The sequence below is a fragment of the Streptomyces sp. NPDC049970 genome (genome assembly GCF_040660235.1).
In the GTDB taxonomy this organism is placed as follows: Bacteria; Actinomycetota; Actinomycetes; order Streptomycetales; family Streptomycetaceae; genus Streptomyces.
In genome coordinates, this window is the sequence record NZ_JBFALP010000005.1 from 286,343 (window position 1) to 301,815 (window position 15,473).

The following is a 15,473-nucleotide window of genomic DNA, read 5'->3' on the forward strand; positions in this document are numbered from 1 at the left end:
ACCGTGTTCGCCACCACGCCCCTGAGGATCGTCGCCGTCGCGGCGGGGCTCAGCAGCCCGTCGTCCACCCGGCTGCTCGCCGACCGGCTCGCCGAGGCCACTCGCGAGCGGCTGGCCGCCGGCCAGGACCGCCGGGTCGAGGTCCAGGTCGTCGAACTGCGCGATCTGGCCGTCGACATCGCCAACCACCTGGTCACCGGATTCCCGCCGTCCCGCCTGAAGGAGGCGATCGACGCGGTGACCGGGGCGGACGGCCTGATCGCCGTGACGCCCGTCTTCACCGCCTCGTACAGCGGGCTGTTCAAGTCCTTCTTCGACCTGATCGACAACACCGCCCTGACCGGAAAGCCCGTCGTCGTCGCGGCGACCGGGGGCACGCCCCGGCACTCGCTGGTCCTGGAGCACGCGATGCGCCCGCTCTTCGCCTACCTGCGGGCCGTGGTCCTGCCGACGTCCGTCTACGCGGCCTCGGAGGACTGGGGCTCTCAGGGCGACGAGTACACCGAGGGGCTGCCCGCCCGGATCCGGCGCGCCGGCGGCGAGCTGGCCTCCGCCGTCACCGGGCGCACCGTCGCGGGCGCCTCACGCGCGCCCACGCTCGACGACGGCGAGGACGGGCTCGTGCCGTTCGAGCAGCAGCTCGCGGAGCTGCGGACCGGCTGACAGCGGCGCCGGGACCTGCACGACCGCCGGAAGTCGGTTTGACTGGAGTCGTAGTCGAATGCCGGAGATGTTCGAGCAGCTGGAGGCAGAGATGGGCAGGATCGTCGTGGGCGTGGACGGATCGGACGCGTCGATCAAGGCGCTGCGCTGGGCGGTGCGCCAGGCCGAACTGACCGGTGACACCGTCGAGGCGGTGAACAGCTGGGAGTACCCCGCGACCAGCTGGGCGTCCATGACGCCGGGCCTGCCGGAGGACTTCGACCCGCAGGCGGTGGCGACCGTGGCGCTCACCGAGGCGCTGGAGGAGGCCCTCGGCGCCGAGGGCGCGGCGGCCGTCGACAAGGTCGTCGTGATCGGCAACCCGGCCCAGTCCCTGCTGGAGCGTGCCAGGGGCGCGAACCTGCTGGTCGTCGGTGCACGCGGGTACAGCGGTTTCAAGGCGACGCTGCTCGGCTCGGTCAGCCTGCACGTCACCCAGCACGCCACCTGCCCGGTGACCGTCGTCCGCGACTGAACCGGCCCGTGCCCTGACCTCGTGGCCCCCGTCCGCACGGCAATCCGCCGTGCGGACGGGGGCCACGGGTCATTCGTGCGTGTAGTGGACGTAGAACATGGTGAGGGCCATGCCCGCGCCGACCACCAGTCCGAGCACGCTCGACGACAGGACACTCTTACCGTTCAGGCTGGCGAGGAAGCCCACCGCACCCCCGGCGAGCACTCCGTACGACGCGGCCCGCAGCTCGCGCGGCAGCGCCCGACGGACCAGCGCCAGTGCGTAGCAGAGCACGGCGAAGGCGACTCCGGAGACGACGCCCAGCCAAATCTGCCCGCCCGTGGTCGCCCCGCCGTCCCGCTTGATGAAGAAGGCCCAGAAGCCGACGATCAGGCCGAGCGCCACCGGCACCGCCCAGGCGAGCGGGGTGTGGCCCCCGTGCGCCGGAGTGCTGGTGTGCTGTCGGCGGCGCGTCGGCGTCGTCGCGTGTGTGGCCATGGCGCACGGCTCCTTCCCTCGCCCCCGTGCTGTGTTCCTCCAGCGCACACCCGGTGGGGCCGCCCGGCAACTCGAATGGTCCACGGCCCGGGGCGCGCGGCCGTCGCAGGGGATTGGCTGGTGGCTGTGCGGACCTACCTCTCGGCGGCGCTGTCGGCCGTACTCCTCGTCCTGCTCACCCTGCTGGTGCCGGTGAGCGCGCTCTCCGCGTGGGTGGACCTGGAGCTCGACGACACCGACCGGTATCTCGCCGCCGTCTCCCCCCTGGCCTCGGACACGGACGTGCGGAACACCGTGGCGGCGCTCGTCACCGAGGAGGCGGTGAAGAACATCGACGTGGGACCGCTCCAGGACACCGTCGAGGACTTCCTGCACGAGACCGCCCTCTCGTTCACCACGACCGAGGCCTTCCAACGGGCCTGGGACAGCGCGAACCGTACGGCGCACCAGGCCGTGACCGCCTCGCTGCACGGGGACGACGGGCAGGCGGTGACCATCGACCTCGCGCCGGTGATCGAGGAGGTCAAGAGGGAACTGGTCGATGACGGGGTGCCCTTCGCCGACCGGATCCCCGTCCAGGAGGCCTCGATCACCGTCCTGTCCGGCGACCGGGCCGACGAGCTGCGGTCCTCGTTCCGGTGGCTCCGGTACTGCAGCGTCTGGCCCGCCGTCGGGACGGTGGTGCTGCTCGTCCTGGTGCTGGGCCTCACGCTCGTCCGGGGCGGTGCGCGGGCGGCCCTGGCGACCACGGCCGTGGCCGGGGGCGGACTGCTGCTCGGCGCGATCCTGCTGCGCATCGCCGTGGCCGTGGGACGCGCCCGCGTGCTGGACCAGGTGCCGGGCAGCGACCGGGCCGGGGCAGCGGCGGTCTACGACGCGCTGACCGCCTCCCTGGACACGACGGTGTGGATCGTGCTCCTGGTGGGGGCGGTCATGGTGGTCGGCGGCTCGGTGGGACGGATCGTGGCGGCACGCCGGGTCTGAGGGCCGCCCCGTGGTGCCTGGCGGGCGCACGACGACAGCGACGGCCGTCGGCGCCCCTCTCAGGAACCGGGACCCGGCGCCACGGCCCGGTGCCGCAACCGACGTGCGCGGGTGCGTGGGCCGGGCCAGAGTGGGGTCCGTGAGCAGGGGGACGACTGAGAGGTCTGCCGTATGCGAGCCATCGCTGTCAGCGCGTTCCGTGCGGAGCCCTGTCTCGTCGAACTGCCGAAGCCCGGTCCCGAGGCCGGCGAGGTACGGGTGAAGGTCGAGTACGCGGCGCTCAACCCGCGCGACTGGCAGACCGCCGACGGCGCCCTGGAAGGTGTCGCCCCGCACGTGTTCCCGCTGGTCCTGGGAACGGACTTCGCGGGCCGGGTGGACATGATCGGCAGCGGCCACAACCGCTTCAGGGTCGGCGACCCGGTCCTCGGAAGGGTGACGGCACCGCCGGTGGGACGCTGCGGGGCGTACGGCGAGTACGTGTGCGTCCACCAGGACTCCCCGATCGCCCTCGTCCCGCGTGACATGCCGCTCAGCACCGCGGCCGCGCTGCCGTCGGCCGGGGCGACCGCCGCGCAGATCCTGTCGAGCACGGCCGTACGCAGCGGTCTCAGCCTGCTCGTCGTGGGGGCGGCGGGTGGTGTCGGAAGCTTCCTGACGCAGCTGGCGGCGGCTCGCGGCATCGGGGTCGTCGCCGCCGTACGCGGCGACGAGCGGAGGCGGATGAGCGCGCTCGGCGCCGCCACCGCCGTCGACACGACCACCGGGCCCGAGGCGCTGGAGACGGCCGTGCGCGAGATGTACCCGGGCGGCGTCGACGCGGTCGTCGACCTCGTCTCCACCGACCCGGCCTCGTTCGCCTGTCACACCGCCCTGCTCCGGGACGGGGGAGTCGCCGTCACCACCCGTGGGGTCGCCGCCCCGGCCGGCGTCGCCTGGGCCGACTTCCGGCTCGCCGCCACGGCCGGGCTCCTCGACGAACTGGCCTCACTGGTGGCACGCGGAGAGCTGCGGGTACCCGTCGACATGGAGCTCCCCCTGGAGAAGGCACCGCAGGCGCTCGTCCAGAACCGCGCGGGCGGGGCGCGCGGGAAGACCGTCTTCGCGATCTGACACCGCCGACGGGACTCGCGTACGCGGCCGTCGGCGGGCCGACGTCGGCCCTGCGCCCGCGCCCCCGTCCTCCGGTCAGGCCCTGCCGGGGCGGGTGTCCTCCGCCGGGTCGGGGCCGCGCCCCTGGAGGCGGTCCATCTCGCGGCGGTCGCGCTTGGTCGGGCGGCCCGTGCCGCGGTCGCGGACCGGGACCTGGATCACGGCCTCGCGGGGCGGCGGGGGCGGGCTGTTGTCGACGAAGCACTCGGCCGCGACCGGCGGCCCCACCCGCTTCTTCACGATCTTGGACACGACGACGATCCGGTCCCGCCCCGCGTGCCGCAGCCGTACCTCGTCGCCCGCCCGCAGCGCCTGGGCGGGCTTCGCCCGCTCGCCGTTCACCCGTACGTGCCCCGCCCGGCAGGCGGCAGCCGCCTGCGACCGGGTCTTCGTCAGCCGGACCGCCCAGATCCAGGCATCGACCCGGACGCTTCCCTCCGCCTGCGGCGCCTCACCGGAAACCATGGGCACGACTCTAATCCGGTGAGGCGCCCCGGTGTGCCCGAGCCCGGCCTCCGAGCCCGGCCTCCGGGCCGCGGCCCGGGGGAGGACGAGCCCGCCGGCACCGCGGGGTCGTCCCGCCCGTCCTCGGGCGCGCCCTCGAATCCGTCGTCCGGCATGCCCCCGTGGCCGGGTACGGGATCGTCGGGCGCCACCCCGGCCGGTGGGGTCGGCGGTCGCCGTGGGGCGGCGGGGGTGAGGCCCCTTCGTGGGTGCGCTGGTGGCCGACCGGTACACCCGATCAGTCATCGGGCGACACCGGCCGACCGCACCGGCAACACAACTCCCGCTGCCATCAAGAGATCTGAAGGCGCCTCACCAGGCCCGCGCCGCACCCGAAGGGCCGGGCCCGCACGGGCCCGTACCGCGTGGACACAGGCCGGACGGCGGCTCCCGCCTCAGAGGCCGATATCGCTCCCGTCCCTGCGCCAGACGGCGACGACCGAGGGCCGGACGATGCGGCCCGGCCCGTCCGGCCAGGTGCTCGCCGGCTTCTCCACGGACGCCCCGTCGACCTCGCCCGGGTGCTGGACGGCGACCAGGACCCGGCGGTCCTGGATCAGCGGGCCGCAGGTCTCGGCCCCGGTCGGCACGGTGAGGAACTGCTTCAGCTCGCCCCGCCTCTCTCCCTGCGTGGCGACCCCGAACAGCCCGTCGTGCGAACCGAGTTGGTTGCCGTCCGTGGAGATCCAGAGGTTGCCGTGGTCGTCGAAGGCCACGTTGTCCGGGCAGGAGATCGGGCTGACCTTCTCCTTGGGGAATCCGGAGAAGTACGTCGCCGGGTCCTCGGGGTCGCCCGCGACGAGGAAGAGCCGCCAGGCGAAACCGTCGCCCGCGGGGTCGTCCCAGTTCTCCGCGAGCTCCAGGATCTGACCGTGCTTGTTCGCGTTGCGCGGGTTGGCCTCGTCCGCACCCGCCTTGCCCGCCTTGCCCCGGTCGGTGTTGTTGGTGAGGGCGATGTAGACCCGGCCGGTGCGCGGCGAGGGCTCGACGTCCTCCGGCCGGTCCATCTTCGTGGCACCGACCTTGTCACCGGCCAGACGCGTGAAGACGTACACCTCGTCCGCCGTCATGCCGGGGACGTGGGAGGTGCTGCCCGTGGCCAGCGGGATCCAGACACCGCTGCCGTCGAACTCGCCGTCGGACGGGAGCTTGCCCGTGCCGTCGAACTCGGCGGCCGGCGAGTCGCCCGTCAGCCTGGCGACGTACAGCGTGCCCTCGTCCAGCAGCGTCAGGTTGTGCTCACGGGCGGCCCGCGAGTTCCCCTTCTTCATCCGCTTGCTGGAGACGAACTTGTAGAAGTAGTCGAACCGCTCGTCGTCGCCCATGTAGACCACGGGACGACCGTCGGCGGTCAGCCGGGGCTGCGCCGCCTCGTGCTTGAACCGGCCGAGCGCGGTCCGCTTGCGGGGCGTGGAGTCGGGGTCGTAGGGGTCGAGTTCGACGACCCAGCCGAAGCGGTGCGCCTCGTTGGGCTCCTGCGCGAGGTCGAAGCGCTTGTCGAACCGCTCCCACTTGCGCTCCGTGGCGGCCGTGCCGATTCCGTAGCGCTTGTCGGTGTCGCTGGAACCGTTGGCGAAGTACTGGTTGAAGTTCTCCTCGCCGTGCAGCGTGGTGCCCCACGGCGTGGTGCCGCCCGCGCAGTTGTTCAGCGTGCCCAGCACCTCGCGACCGGTGCGGTCGGCCGACGTACGCAGCAGCGGGCTGCCCGCGGCCGGCCCGGTCACCCGGAACACGCTGGTCGCGGTGAGGCGGCGGTTCAGCGGGTGCCTGTTCACCGGGGCGAGCCTGCCGGTGCGGTTCTCCTCCTGGACGACGACCACGGAGAGTCCGTGCGCGGCCCACGCGATCTCGGCCTGCTCGCGGGTCGGGTTGGCCGGATCGTATCCACGGAACATCAGGATCTCGTCCGTGTACTCGTGGTTGGCGACCAGCACTTGACGGCCGCGCTCGCCCCGGAGCGGGAGCAGGGAGAGGAAGTCGTTGTTGTAACCGAACTGGCCCGCCTGCGCCTTCGCCGACTGCCTGTCCGGGTCGAAGGCGGGGGCACCGCGCAGGATCGGTTCTCCCCAGCGGATCACCACGTTCTGGCCGTACCCCTCGGGGACGGTGACCTTGTCGTCCCTGTTGGGCGCCACGGCCGCGAAGCGCAGGCCCCGGGCGCCCTGGGCGGCGGGCTTCGGCCCGCCTCCGGGGCGGCCGGCGAGCGGGGCGGCCTCGGCCCGCGAGGCGGCGGGCCCGGCGACTGCGGCTGTCCCGGCCGCCGCGGCCACGGTCACCACGGCGGCGGCGCGCATCATCGACCGGCGTGACAGGGCACCGGCGATGACATCGCCGGCGTACTCGTTGTCGCTGGTGTTCGGCACCTCGTGGAAGCAGGCGTCACCGCAGCGGTAGCGGCAGGTCAGCGCAGAGCGCCCGCCCGGGTGCGAGCTGATGAGCGGCAGCAGGTTGCGCACGTTTTCGTCCCTCCGTCTGTGTGTCGTCCGTGACGGTAGGTCCGCGTCCGCGCCGTACGCCGGACTGCCGGTGAACGGGGAGTGAAGTCCTGGACACCGCTGGGCTCTCGGCCTCGCTCACGGGTCAACTCGTCGCACGGCCCAGGCCTCTTTCGGGGGGCTTCCGGCCTGCTCACCAGAGCCTTTCGGAGCAGGCTCGCGACTTGCCCGGCGCTCTGTTGACACAGGGGCGGGCCGCGTCGACGAACGGCCGGATCCGGCCGCTAACCTTACGTATCCGCCCTGGCCAGGGATCAATTCCCGCAGTACGGACATTCATCGCACCCACCTCATGCGAAAGGCCTCGCCCATGGGCATTCGGAGCTTGCTGCGCAAGGTGTTCGGCCGGCCGGAGCAGGACGAGCCGACCACGGCCACCGTCCCGCCCCAGGCCGAGCGCACCCGGCCCACGGAGACGGAGCCGGAGTCCACCACTCCGGCTGCCGGGCCCGCGAAGGCCTCGGTACCGGCCCCCGCGTCCGCTCCCGCGGCCGAGCACGACGACGGTCAGGCGTCGGACCTGGTGGCGGCGGCCTTCGACAACGCGTCCGCCACGCCGGCCTCCGCGCCCGCCCCCCGGGTCCCGGCACAGGGGTCAGCGCCGGAAGCCGACCGGACCACGGACCCGGACGACGCCGGGCGGACGGCTGCCGAGCAGGTCACGGGCGCGGAGACAGCGGTGTCGGAGACCCCGGCCGCGGATTCCGCGAGCCCGGGGGCCACCGCCCCGGAAGCCCCGGTCACAGAGACTCCTGCCCCCGGGACCCCGGCCTCGGAGGCCCCCGCCCCGGAGCAGGAGGCTCTGCCGGTGCAGGTGGTCGTGGCACCGATCACGATCGACATGGACCCCGAGCCGGAGCTGGAGGAGGCGCCTGCCGTCGCTCCCCTCCCCGCACCCGAACCGGACGCGGAGGTGGCCGCGCCCGCCGAGGACGCCTCGAAGGCAGAGCCGGAAGCCGCGGCGGGAACGAAGGCCGACGCCGGACCGGTCGCCGAGGCCGCCCTGGACGCCGAGCCCGAGCCCCAGTCCGAGAGCGCATCGGTGATCGCACCGGAGGCCGCGGCGCCCGCCGCGCCGTCCGAGGTCGCGCCGTCCGAGGTCGCGCCGTCCGAGGTCGCGCCCGAGGAGCGGAAGGCCGAGCCGGTCGCCGTATCCATGCCCGCGCCCGTCGGCGAGCCCGCGCCCGAGCCGGTGACCGCGGCGCCGGTGGCCGGGCCCGCTCCGGTGGCGGAAGCCACAGCCGTCGCAACGCCCGCACCGGTCGCGGCGCCCGCACCCGTGGCGGAGCCCGCACCGGTCGTGGCCCCCGCACCCGTGGCGGAAGCCGCACCCGCGCTCGACACCCCGGTCGCCCCGGTCTCACCGGTCGTCGCCGCGGCCCCGGCACTCGCCCCCAAGGCAGCCGCCACCGGCAGGCCCGCCGTCTCCCTCGCCCGGGTCAAGACCGCCGCTCCCGCGCTCGTCACCCCGTACAAGGCGGCTCAGGCCGCGCTCAAGGCGCACGGGCTGACCGGTCTGCGGGCCACCGTGTACCTGGTGCTCGACCGGTCCGGTTCGATGCGGCCGTTCTACAAGGACGGCAGCGCCCAGCACCTCGGTGACCGCGCCCTGGCACTCGCGGCGCACCTGGACCCGGGCGCCACCGTGCCCGTCGTCTTCTTCTCGACCGACATCGACGGCACCGCGGCCATCGGCCTCACCGACCACGAGGGCCGGATCGACGAGCTGAACGCGGGCCTCGGCCGCCTCGGCCGCACCAACTACCACCGGGCCGTCGAGGAGGTCGTCACGCACTACGAGAAGTCCGGGGCCACCGGCCCGGCGCTGGTGATCTTCCAGACGGACGGCGCACCGGACGCCAGGCAGGCTGCCAAGCAGGCACTGGCGGAGGCCGCCCGGCTGCCGCTGTTCTTCCAGTTCGTCGGATTCGGCGGTGACTCGAAGGCCTTCGACTTCCTGCGCAGGCTGGACGCCCCGCACACCGGATTCTTCAACGCGGGCGCCGCACCGCGCGCGGTACCCGACGCGACGCTCTACCGTGAGCTGCTCGCCGGGCTGCCCGCCTGGGCCGCCACCCGCGGAGCCGTCGCGGGGGACTGATCCACCGGCAGCCGTACGGTCACGGCGAGCCCGCCCCCCGGGCAGGGTGCCGCCGTGGCCGTACCGCCGTGAGCCAGGGCGATCGACCGTACGATCGAGAGCCCGAGTCCCGAACCCCGCCCCATCCGGTCGCGCCCCTCACCGCGCCGGAAGGGCTGGAAGAACCCGGCGATGTCGCCCTCGGCCACCACCGGGCCGGTGTTGCGGACCACCAGGACCCCGTCCGCCGAAAGCGACACGTCCACCCGGCCGCCGGGCACGTTGTAGCGCACGGCGTTGGACAGCAGATTCGCCACCAGCTGCGCGAGCAGCTGCCTGTTCCCCCGCACGGCGCAGGACTCCGCCGCGACCGTGACCTCCGGGCGGTACCGCGCGCGTTCCACCGGCGCGGTCGGCCGCGCGGCCTCCTCCTCCACCACCGCCCCGAAGTCGACCTCGGCCCGCTCGCTCCTCTCGAGACCCCGCTCACTGCGCGCCAGCACCAGCAGGCCCTCGATGAGCCGCTCGCTGCGCCGGTTGTTGTCCAGCAGCGTCTGCCGGGTGCGTACGAGGTCCTCCGGGGACGGATCGTCGAGGCCCACCTGGATCGCGGCCCGCTGGGTCGCCAGCGGGGTACGCAGCTCGTGCGAGGCGTTGGCGATGAACCGCCGCTGGCTGTCGAAGGCCCTCTCCAGACGGGCCAGCAGGGCGTCCAGCGTCTCGCCCAGTTCCCTCAGCTCGTCGTCGGGACCGCTGGACGCGATGCGCTCGTGCAGGGTGTGCTCGGACAGTCGGCGTGCCTTCGCCGTCATCGCGTGGACGGGCCGAAGCACCCGGCCGGCCGTCCACCACCCCACCCCGACCGCGCACCCCGTCATGACCAGCAGCGCGGCGGCCGACCAGTACAGGAGCTCCCGGCTCGCGGCGTCGCTGACGTCGTCCGTGACGTCGTAGACCGTGGGCGGCCCGACGCGGCCGCGCGTGTGGAGCGGACCGTTGACCGCGAACCCGGGCTGGGCGACCGCCGCCGACGTGGCGATGGCACGCGCCTGCGAGTCCGTTCCGGCGCTCGACGCCAGGTTGACGGTGGCGAGCAGCGCCGTACCGAGTACCAGGAAGACCCCGCCGTACACGAGGGCGATCCGCATCCGGATCGTCGAGTGCCGCACCGGGGAGGCGCCGGTCGCCCGCACCAGCCTCAGCAGCCGGCTCACAGGGCGTACCCGACGCCCTGCACGGTGCGTATCAGCGCCGGCTCCCCCAGCTTGGCACGCAGCTTGCTCATGCAGACGCGGACGGCTCCTGTGAAGGGATCGGCGTTGGCGTCCCAGGCCCGCTCCAGCAGTTCCTCGGCACTGACCGTGCCCCCGTCGGCCTCCAGCAGCAGCTGAAGCACGGTGAACTCCTTGGGCGACAGGTCCAGGTCCCGCCCGTCCCGGACCGCTGCCCGCCGTGCGCTGTCGAGCCGGATGCCGTGTCTCTCCAACTGCGGCGGTACGGGCCTGGCGCTGCGCCGCCGCAGGGCGCGCACCCGGGACACCAGCTCGGGGAACTCGAAGGGCTTGCTGACGTAGTCGTCGGCGCCGAGGTCGAGCCCCTCCACCCGGTCCTCCATCGTCCCGGACGCGGTGAGCATCAGGATCCTGGTGCGGGAGCCGGTGGACACCAGCCTGCGCGCCACGTCGTCGCCGTGCACCCGGGGCAGGTCGCGGTCCAGCACGACGACGTCGTAGTCGTGGAGTCCGAGGTAGGCGAGCGCCGCGTCCCCGCTGTACACGGTGTCGACGGCGAACCCGGCCCGCCGCAGTCCGGTGGCGACGAGCTCCGCGAGAATCTCCTCGTCCTCGGCGACCAGTACCCGCATCGTGTTGTCCCCTGCCTCGTGCACGCGTGCCCACTCCTCCCAGGATGCGTCTTTGGTACGGGAAAGCATGTTTCGCAAAGCTCTCCTCCGCCGGGACGGGGTAATCGATGCGAGTGGATCTCCCACGGACCGTTAGGATTTCGGCCATGGCGGCCACTGGATCCGAGAAGCAGGGGGGCGACGGCGTGAAGGACTTCTACGTATCGACCCCCATCTACTACGTCAACGACGCTCCTCACCTGGGCCACGCCTACACGACCGTCGCAGGCGACGTGCTCACCCGCTGGCACCGCCAGCGCGGCGAGAAGGTGTGGTACCTCACCGGCACGGACGAGCACGGTCAGAAGATCATGCGCACGGCCGAGGCGAACGACGTCACCCCCCAGGCCTGGTGCGACAAGCTCGTCGAGGAGGCCTGGAAGCCCCTCTGGGAGCACCTGAACATCGCGAACGACGACTTCATCCGGACGACGGAGAAGCGGCACACGGACCGTGTGCAGGAGTTCGTGCAGGACCTGTACGACAAGGATCAGATCTACAAGGGCGGGTACGAAGGCCCGTACTGCGTGGGCTGCGAGGAGTACAAGCTCCCCGGCGACCTGATCGAGGCCGAGGACGGCACGAAGCTGTGCCCGATCCACAAGAAGCCGGTGGAGCTCCTCAAGGAGGAGAACTACTTCTTCAAGCTGAGCGAGTACGGCCCGAAGCTCATGGAGTTCTACGCGGCCAACCCGGACTTCATCCAGCCCGAGTCGGCCCGCAACGAGATCGTGAACTTCGTGAAGCAGGGCCTTCAGGACCTGTCGATCTCGCGGTCCACCTTCGACTGGGGCGTCCCGGTGCCGTGGGACCCGAAGCACGTCATCTACGTGTGGATCGACGCGCTGCTCAACTACGCGACGGCAGTCGGCTACGGCGCCAACCAGGAGAAGTTCGACGCCACCTTCCCGGCGGACGTGCACCTGATCGGCAAGGACATCCTCCGGTTCCACTCGGTGATCTGGCCGGCCATGCTGATGGCCCAGGGTCTGCCGCTGCCCGGCAAGGTCGTCGCCAACGGCTGGCTGATGGTCGGCGGCGAGAAGATGTCCAAGTCGAACCTGACCGGCATCAAGCCGCAGGACCTGACCTCGCACTTCGGTGTGGACGCGTACCGCTGGTACTTCCTGCGGGCCATCGCGTACGGCAGCGACGGCTCGTTCTCCTGGGAGGACTTCAGCGCCCGCTACACCTCCGAGCTCGCCAACGACTACGGCAACCTCGCCTCGCGGGTCGCGGCCATGGTCGGCAAGTACTTCGGCGGCGCACTTCCGGAGGCCGCGGCGGCAGGTGACGCGGAACTGGCGGTCCAGAAGGGGCTGGCCCAGGCCGTCGCCACGGCCGATGCCAGGATCGGTGACGAACTGGACTTCCAGGGCGGCATCCTGGCGATCTTCGACTTCGTGAAGCAGGTCAACGGCTACATCACCGAGCAGGAGCCCTGGAAGGTCGCCAAGGACACCTCGCCCGAGGGCCAGGCACGCCTCGCGACCATCCTGTACACGGCCGCCGAGTCGCTGCGCGGTGTGGCGGTCCTGCTGAACTCCGTCATGCCGGACACCTCGCAGCGGCTGTGGGATTCCCTGGGCGCCGAGGCGTCCCTGGGCGCCCTGGCCGGCCGGCGGGTGCAGGACGCGGGCCGCTGGGGACAGCTGCCGGCGGGCGCGACGGTGACCAAGGGCGCGGTGCTGTTCCCGCGCCTGGAGGAGAAGCCAGCCTGAGCGGTCCGTGCGCAGCGCAGGAGCCCGGGACCCGTTCACATCGGGTCCCGGGCTCCTGCGCGTGACGCGTCTCGGCGCGGCTCCCTGTCCAGCGCGGCCCCCGCCGGACCCGGGCGACGCCGGCCGTCACGGGCGGCGACGCGCGTTCCGCTTCAGCGGGCCAGCGAGGCCGCGTCCCCCATGACGATCACCGGATCCTTCACGGGGTCCAGGGTGAGCAGCAGCTCCCGCATCCGGTCCTCGGTGAGGGAGACACAGGCCTGGGTGGGGCCGCCGTGATCCACGTGGACCCAGATGCCGCCGCCCCGCTCCTCACCGAGGGGCCGGTCACGGTCGAGGGGGGACGTGCCCGGGGTGCGGTTGTAGTTGATCGCGACGACGTGGTCGAAGGACCCCTCCAGCGGCTCGCCCAGGAAGCCCTCGCCGCTCACCGCGAAGCGGGGCTCCTCGTCGTACGGGAGCAGGGTGCCGGGGTCGGGAAGTCGGCCGCCGGCGTCGGTGAGACCGAAGACCCCGACGGGCGAGCGGAGGTCGTTCGCGAGGTGGTGGTCCGTCCACCCCTCCATGCCGTTGTGTGCGGGCCAGGGGCCCGCCTGCGGTCTCCAGCCGCGTGCGGGGTCGTCGCGGCTGTAGAGCACGACGGAGGAGCGGTTGGAGTCCGGCCCGAGCCCGGTCACGACCAGCGCCTGCCGGGCCGTGCCGGGGAACCGTGCCCGGGTCTCCGGCCCGAGGCCCGGAATCTCCGCAGGCGGGACGACGGGCTCCACGGCGAGGGGCACGGCCTCGGGACCGGCCGCGCCCCGGGGCTCCGGGGTGGTCCGCACCGCACCGGCCGAACAGCCGATGACGAGCAGGAACAGGATGACGAGCAGGACGTACGGACGACGCGTGACGGACACGGTGCGGGACTCCTCGGAGGCGGGGCGGCTCGGTGGCGGGTCGGACGGGCACTTCGGTGCCAGTCCTCGCCGGGCCGCGAGGCGCCGAACCCGAACCGGGACCCTGCGGGTGTACCCGGTCCGGGTGCCCGGGCCCCGGGAAGCCCCCCACCCTCACCCGTACGCGGGAAGAGAAGAGCAGCCCCCCGGCCGGCGGCCGGGGGGCTGTTTCACGTGGAACCGAAGCGGAACCGCTGACGCCTACTTCGCGCCGGTGTCCCGCGCCACCGCGTCCGTGACCGGGGCCTTCTCGGCCTTCTCCTTCGACGACGCGGCCGGCTTGCGGAGCTGGATGTTCAGCTCGCGCAGCCGCGCCTCGTCGAGCACGGTCGGGGCGCCCATCATCAGGTCCTGGGCGTTGCCGTTGAGCGGGAAGGCGATCGTCTCGCGGATGTTCGGCTCGTCGGCGAGCAGCATCACGATGCGGTCGACACCCGGGGCGATGCCACCGTGCGGCGGGGCGCCGAGGCGGAAGGCGCGGAGCATGCCCGCGAACTCGTGCTCGACGGTCTCGCGGTCGTAACCGGCGATCTCGAAGGCCTTGATCATCAGCTCGGGCTCGTGGTTGCGGATGGCCCCGGAGGACAGCTCGATGCCGTTGCAGACGATGTCGTACTGCCAGGCGAGGATGTCCAGCGGGTCCTTCGTCTCCAGGTCCTCCAGGCCGCCCTGGGGCATCGAGAAGGGGTTGTGCGAGAAGTCGATCCGGCCCGTCTCCTCGTCCTTCTCGTACATCGGGAAGTCGACGACCCAGCAGAACCGGAAGACGCCCTCCTCGAAGTGGCCGGCGCGCTTGGCGGCCTCGACGCGGACCGCCGACATGATCTTGGAGACCTCGTCGAACTCACCCGCACCGAAGAACACGGCGTGCCCGGGTGCGAGGGAGAGGCGCTCGGTGAGGGTCTTGACGTCCGTCTCGGTGAGGAACTTGGCGATCGGACCGGCCAGGGTGCCGTCCTCGCCGACGCGCACCCAGGCAAGGCCCTTGGCGCCGTGCTCGACGGCGTACTCACCGAGGCCGTCGAAGAACTTCCGGGACTGGCCCGCGGTGTCCGGCACCGGCAGGGCGCGCACGTGCTTGCCGGCGAAGGCCTTGAAGCCGGAGTCGGCGAACACGTCGGAGATGTCGACGAGCTCCAGCTTGGCCCGGAGGTCCGGCTTGTCGTTGCCGTACTTCAGCATCGACTCGCGGAACGGGATGCGCGGGAAGGGCGAGGTGACGTGGCGGCCGTTGCCGAACTCCTCGAAGAGCTCGGTCATCAGCTTCTCGATCGGCTGGAAGACGTCCTCCTGCTCGACGAACGACATCTCGACGTCGAGCTGGTAGAACTCGCCCGGCGAACGGTCGGCGCGGGCGTCCTCGTCGCGGAAGCACGGCGCGATCTGGAAGTACCGGTCGAAGCCGGAGATCATCAGCAGCTGCTTGAACTGCTGCGGCGCCTGGGGGAGGGCGTAGAACTTGCCCGGGTTCAGCCGGGACGGGACCACGAAGTCACGGGCGCCCTCGGGGGAGGTCGCGGTGAGGATCGGCGTCGCCATCTCGTTGAAGCCGAGGGCGACCATCTTGGAGCGGATGGACGCGATCACGGCCGAACGGAGCAGGATGTTGCGGTGCATGCGCTCACGGCGCAGGTCGAGGAAGCGGTACTCCAGGCGCCGCTCCTCGTTGACCCCGTCCTCGGTGTTGATCGTGAAGGGCAGCGGGCCGGCCTCGCCCAGCACCTCGACCTCGGTGACCTCGATCTCGATCTCGCCGGTCGGGAGCTCCGGGTTGACGTTGTCGGCGCCGCGCGCGGAGACCTTGCCGTCGATCCGGACGACGGTCTCCTTGGTCAGCTTCGCCAGGGCGTCGTTGCCGGGGGTGCCGGGACGCGCGACGAGCTGCACCAGACCGTAGTGGTCGCGCAGATCGATGAAGAGGATGCCGCCCAGGTCTCGGCGATTGTGCAGCCAGCCGCTCAGCCGGACGTCGGTGCCGACGTCAGAGGCGCGGAGCTCGCCGCAGGTGTGGGACCTGTACCGATGCATCGTCGTTCATCCAG

Annotated in this window: 13 protein-coding genes; 6 read left to right on the top strand and 7 right to left on the bottom strand. The window is 72.4% G+C overall.

Annotated features, from left to right (window positions below):
- Positions 1 to 3: 3 nt before the first annotated feature.
- Both AB0I83_RS12490 and AB0I83_RS12495 read left to right on the top strand, forming a co-directional pair.
- Entirely contained in the window at positions 4 to 663 is a 660-nt protein-coding gene (locus tag AB0I83_RS12490) for an FMN reductase (RefSeq protein WP_363304542.1), read from the top strand.
- 91 nt (positions 664 to 754) lie between these two features.
- A complete protein-coding gene (locus AB0I83_RS12495; RefSeq protein WP_356535830.1) occupies positions 755 to 1,177 on the top strand; it encodes a universal stress protein in 423 nt (140 codons plus the stop codon).
- 69 nt (positions 1,178 to 1,246) lie between these two features.
- Here AB0I83_RS12495 and AB0I83_RS12500 read toward each other — a convergent pair whose 3' ends face one another.
- Positions 1,247 to 1,654: a hypothetical protein gene (locus AB0I83_RS12500; RefSeq protein WP_363304543.1), complete on the bottom strand. Its 408-nt coding sequence runs from the start codon at positions 1,652 to 1,654 to the stop codon at positions 1,247 to 1,249.
- Between the two features lie 126 nt (positions 1,655 to 1,780).
- Between AB0I83_RS12500 and AB0I83_RS12505 the strand changes: the two genes are divergently transcribed.
- Together AB0I83_RS12505 and AB0I83_RS12510 are read left to right on the top strand one after the other, a co-directional pair.
- Positions 1,781 to 2,638 carry a hypothetical protein gene (locus AB0I83_RS12505; protein ID WP_356535829.1) on the top strand — a complete coding sequence of 286 codons (858 nt, stop codon included), beginning with the start codon at positions 1,781 to 1,783 and terminating at the stop codon, positions 2,636 to 2,638.
- A gap of 171 nt (positions 2,639 to 2,809) precedes the next feature.
- The gene (locus tag AB0I83_RS12510; protein WP_363304545.1) at positions 2,810 to 3,751 is read left to right on the top strand and encodes an NADP-dependent oxidoreductase; all 942 of its coding nucleotides are present in this window, start codon (positions 2,810 to 2,812) and stop codon (positions 3,749 to 3,751) included.
- A gap of 75 nt (positions 3,752 to 3,826) precedes the next feature.
- Here the strand turns inward: AB0I83_RS12510 and AB0I83_RS12515 are convergent, their stop codons facing one another.
- Together AB0I83_RS12515 and AB0I83_RS12520 are read right to left on the bottom strand one after the other, a co-directional pair.
- Positions 3,827 to 4,255, bottom strand: a complete 429-nt coding sequence (locus AB0I83_RS12515) for an RNA-binding S4 domain-containing protein (protein WP_363304546.1) — start codon at positions 4,253 to 4,255, stop codon at positions 3,827 to 3,829.
- A 434-nt stretch (positions 4,256 to 4,689) separates the two neighbouring features.
- Positions 4,690 to 6,750 (bottom strand): PhoX family protein, encoded by a 2,061-nt coding sequence (locus AB0I83_RS12520; RefSeq protein ID WP_363304547.1) that lies wholly within the window; start codon positions 6,748 to 6,750, stop codon positions 4,690 to 4,692.
- 349 nt (positions 6,751 to 7,099) lie between these two features.
- Between AB0I83_RS12520 and AB0I83_RS12525 the strand changes: the two genes are divergently transcribed.
- Complete coding sequence (locus AB0I83_RS12525) at positions 7,100 to 8,890, top strand: VWA domain-containing protein (RefSeq protein WP_363304548.1); 1,791 nt, start codon at positions 7,100 to 7,102, stop codon at positions 8,888 to 8,890.
- Here the strand turns inward: AB0I83_RS12525 and AB0I83_RS12530 are convergent.
- Together AB0I83_RS12530 and AB0I83_RS12535 are read right to left on the bottom strand one after the other, a co-directional pair.
- A complete protein-coding gene (locus tag AB0I83_RS12530) occupies positions 8,824 to 10,017 on the bottom strand; it encodes a HAMP domain-containing sensor histidine kinase (protein ID WP_363304642.1) in 1,194 nt (397 codons plus the stop codon). The genes AB0I83_RS12525 and AB0I83_RS12530 overlap by 67 nt on opposite strands.
- 62 nt (positions 10,018 to 10,079) lie before the next feature.
- Positions 10,080 to 10,733, bottom strand: coding sequence for a response regulator transcription factor (locus AB0I83_RS12535; RefSeq protein WP_356534648.1), 654 nt, complete (start codon positions 10,731 to 10,733; stop codon positions 10,080 to 10,082).
- A 146-nt stretch (positions 10,734 to 10,879) separates the two neighbouring features.
- On the opposite strand from AB0I83_RS12535, the gene metG reads away from it, so the two are divergent.
- A complete protein-coding gene (gene metG, locus AB0I83_RS12540; protein WP_356534635.1) occupies positions 10,880 to 12,493 on the top strand; it encodes a methionine--tRNA ligase in 1,614 nt (537 codons plus the stop codon).
- Positions 12,494 to 12,645: 152 nt separating this feature from the next.
- On the opposite strand, the gene AB0I83_RS12545 is transcribed toward metG, so the two are convergent.
- Both AB0I83_RS12545 and aspS read right to left on the bottom strand, forming a co-directional pair.
- Positions 12,646 to 13,392, bottom strand: a complete 747-nt coding sequence (locus AB0I83_RS12545; RefSeq protein ID WP_363304549.1) for a hypothetical protein — start codon at positions 13,390 to 13,392, stop codon at positions 12,646 to 12,648.
- A gap of 240 nt (positions 13,393 to 13,632) precedes the next feature.
- Positions 13,633 to 15,459: an aspartate--tRNA ligase gene (aspS, locus tag AB0I83_RS12550; RefSeq protein WP_356841198.1), complete on the bottom strand. Its 1,827-nt coding sequence runs from the start codon at positions 15,457 to 15,459 to the stop codon at positions 13,633 to 13,635.
- Between the last annotated feature and the right edge of the window lie 14 nt (positions 15,460 to 15,473).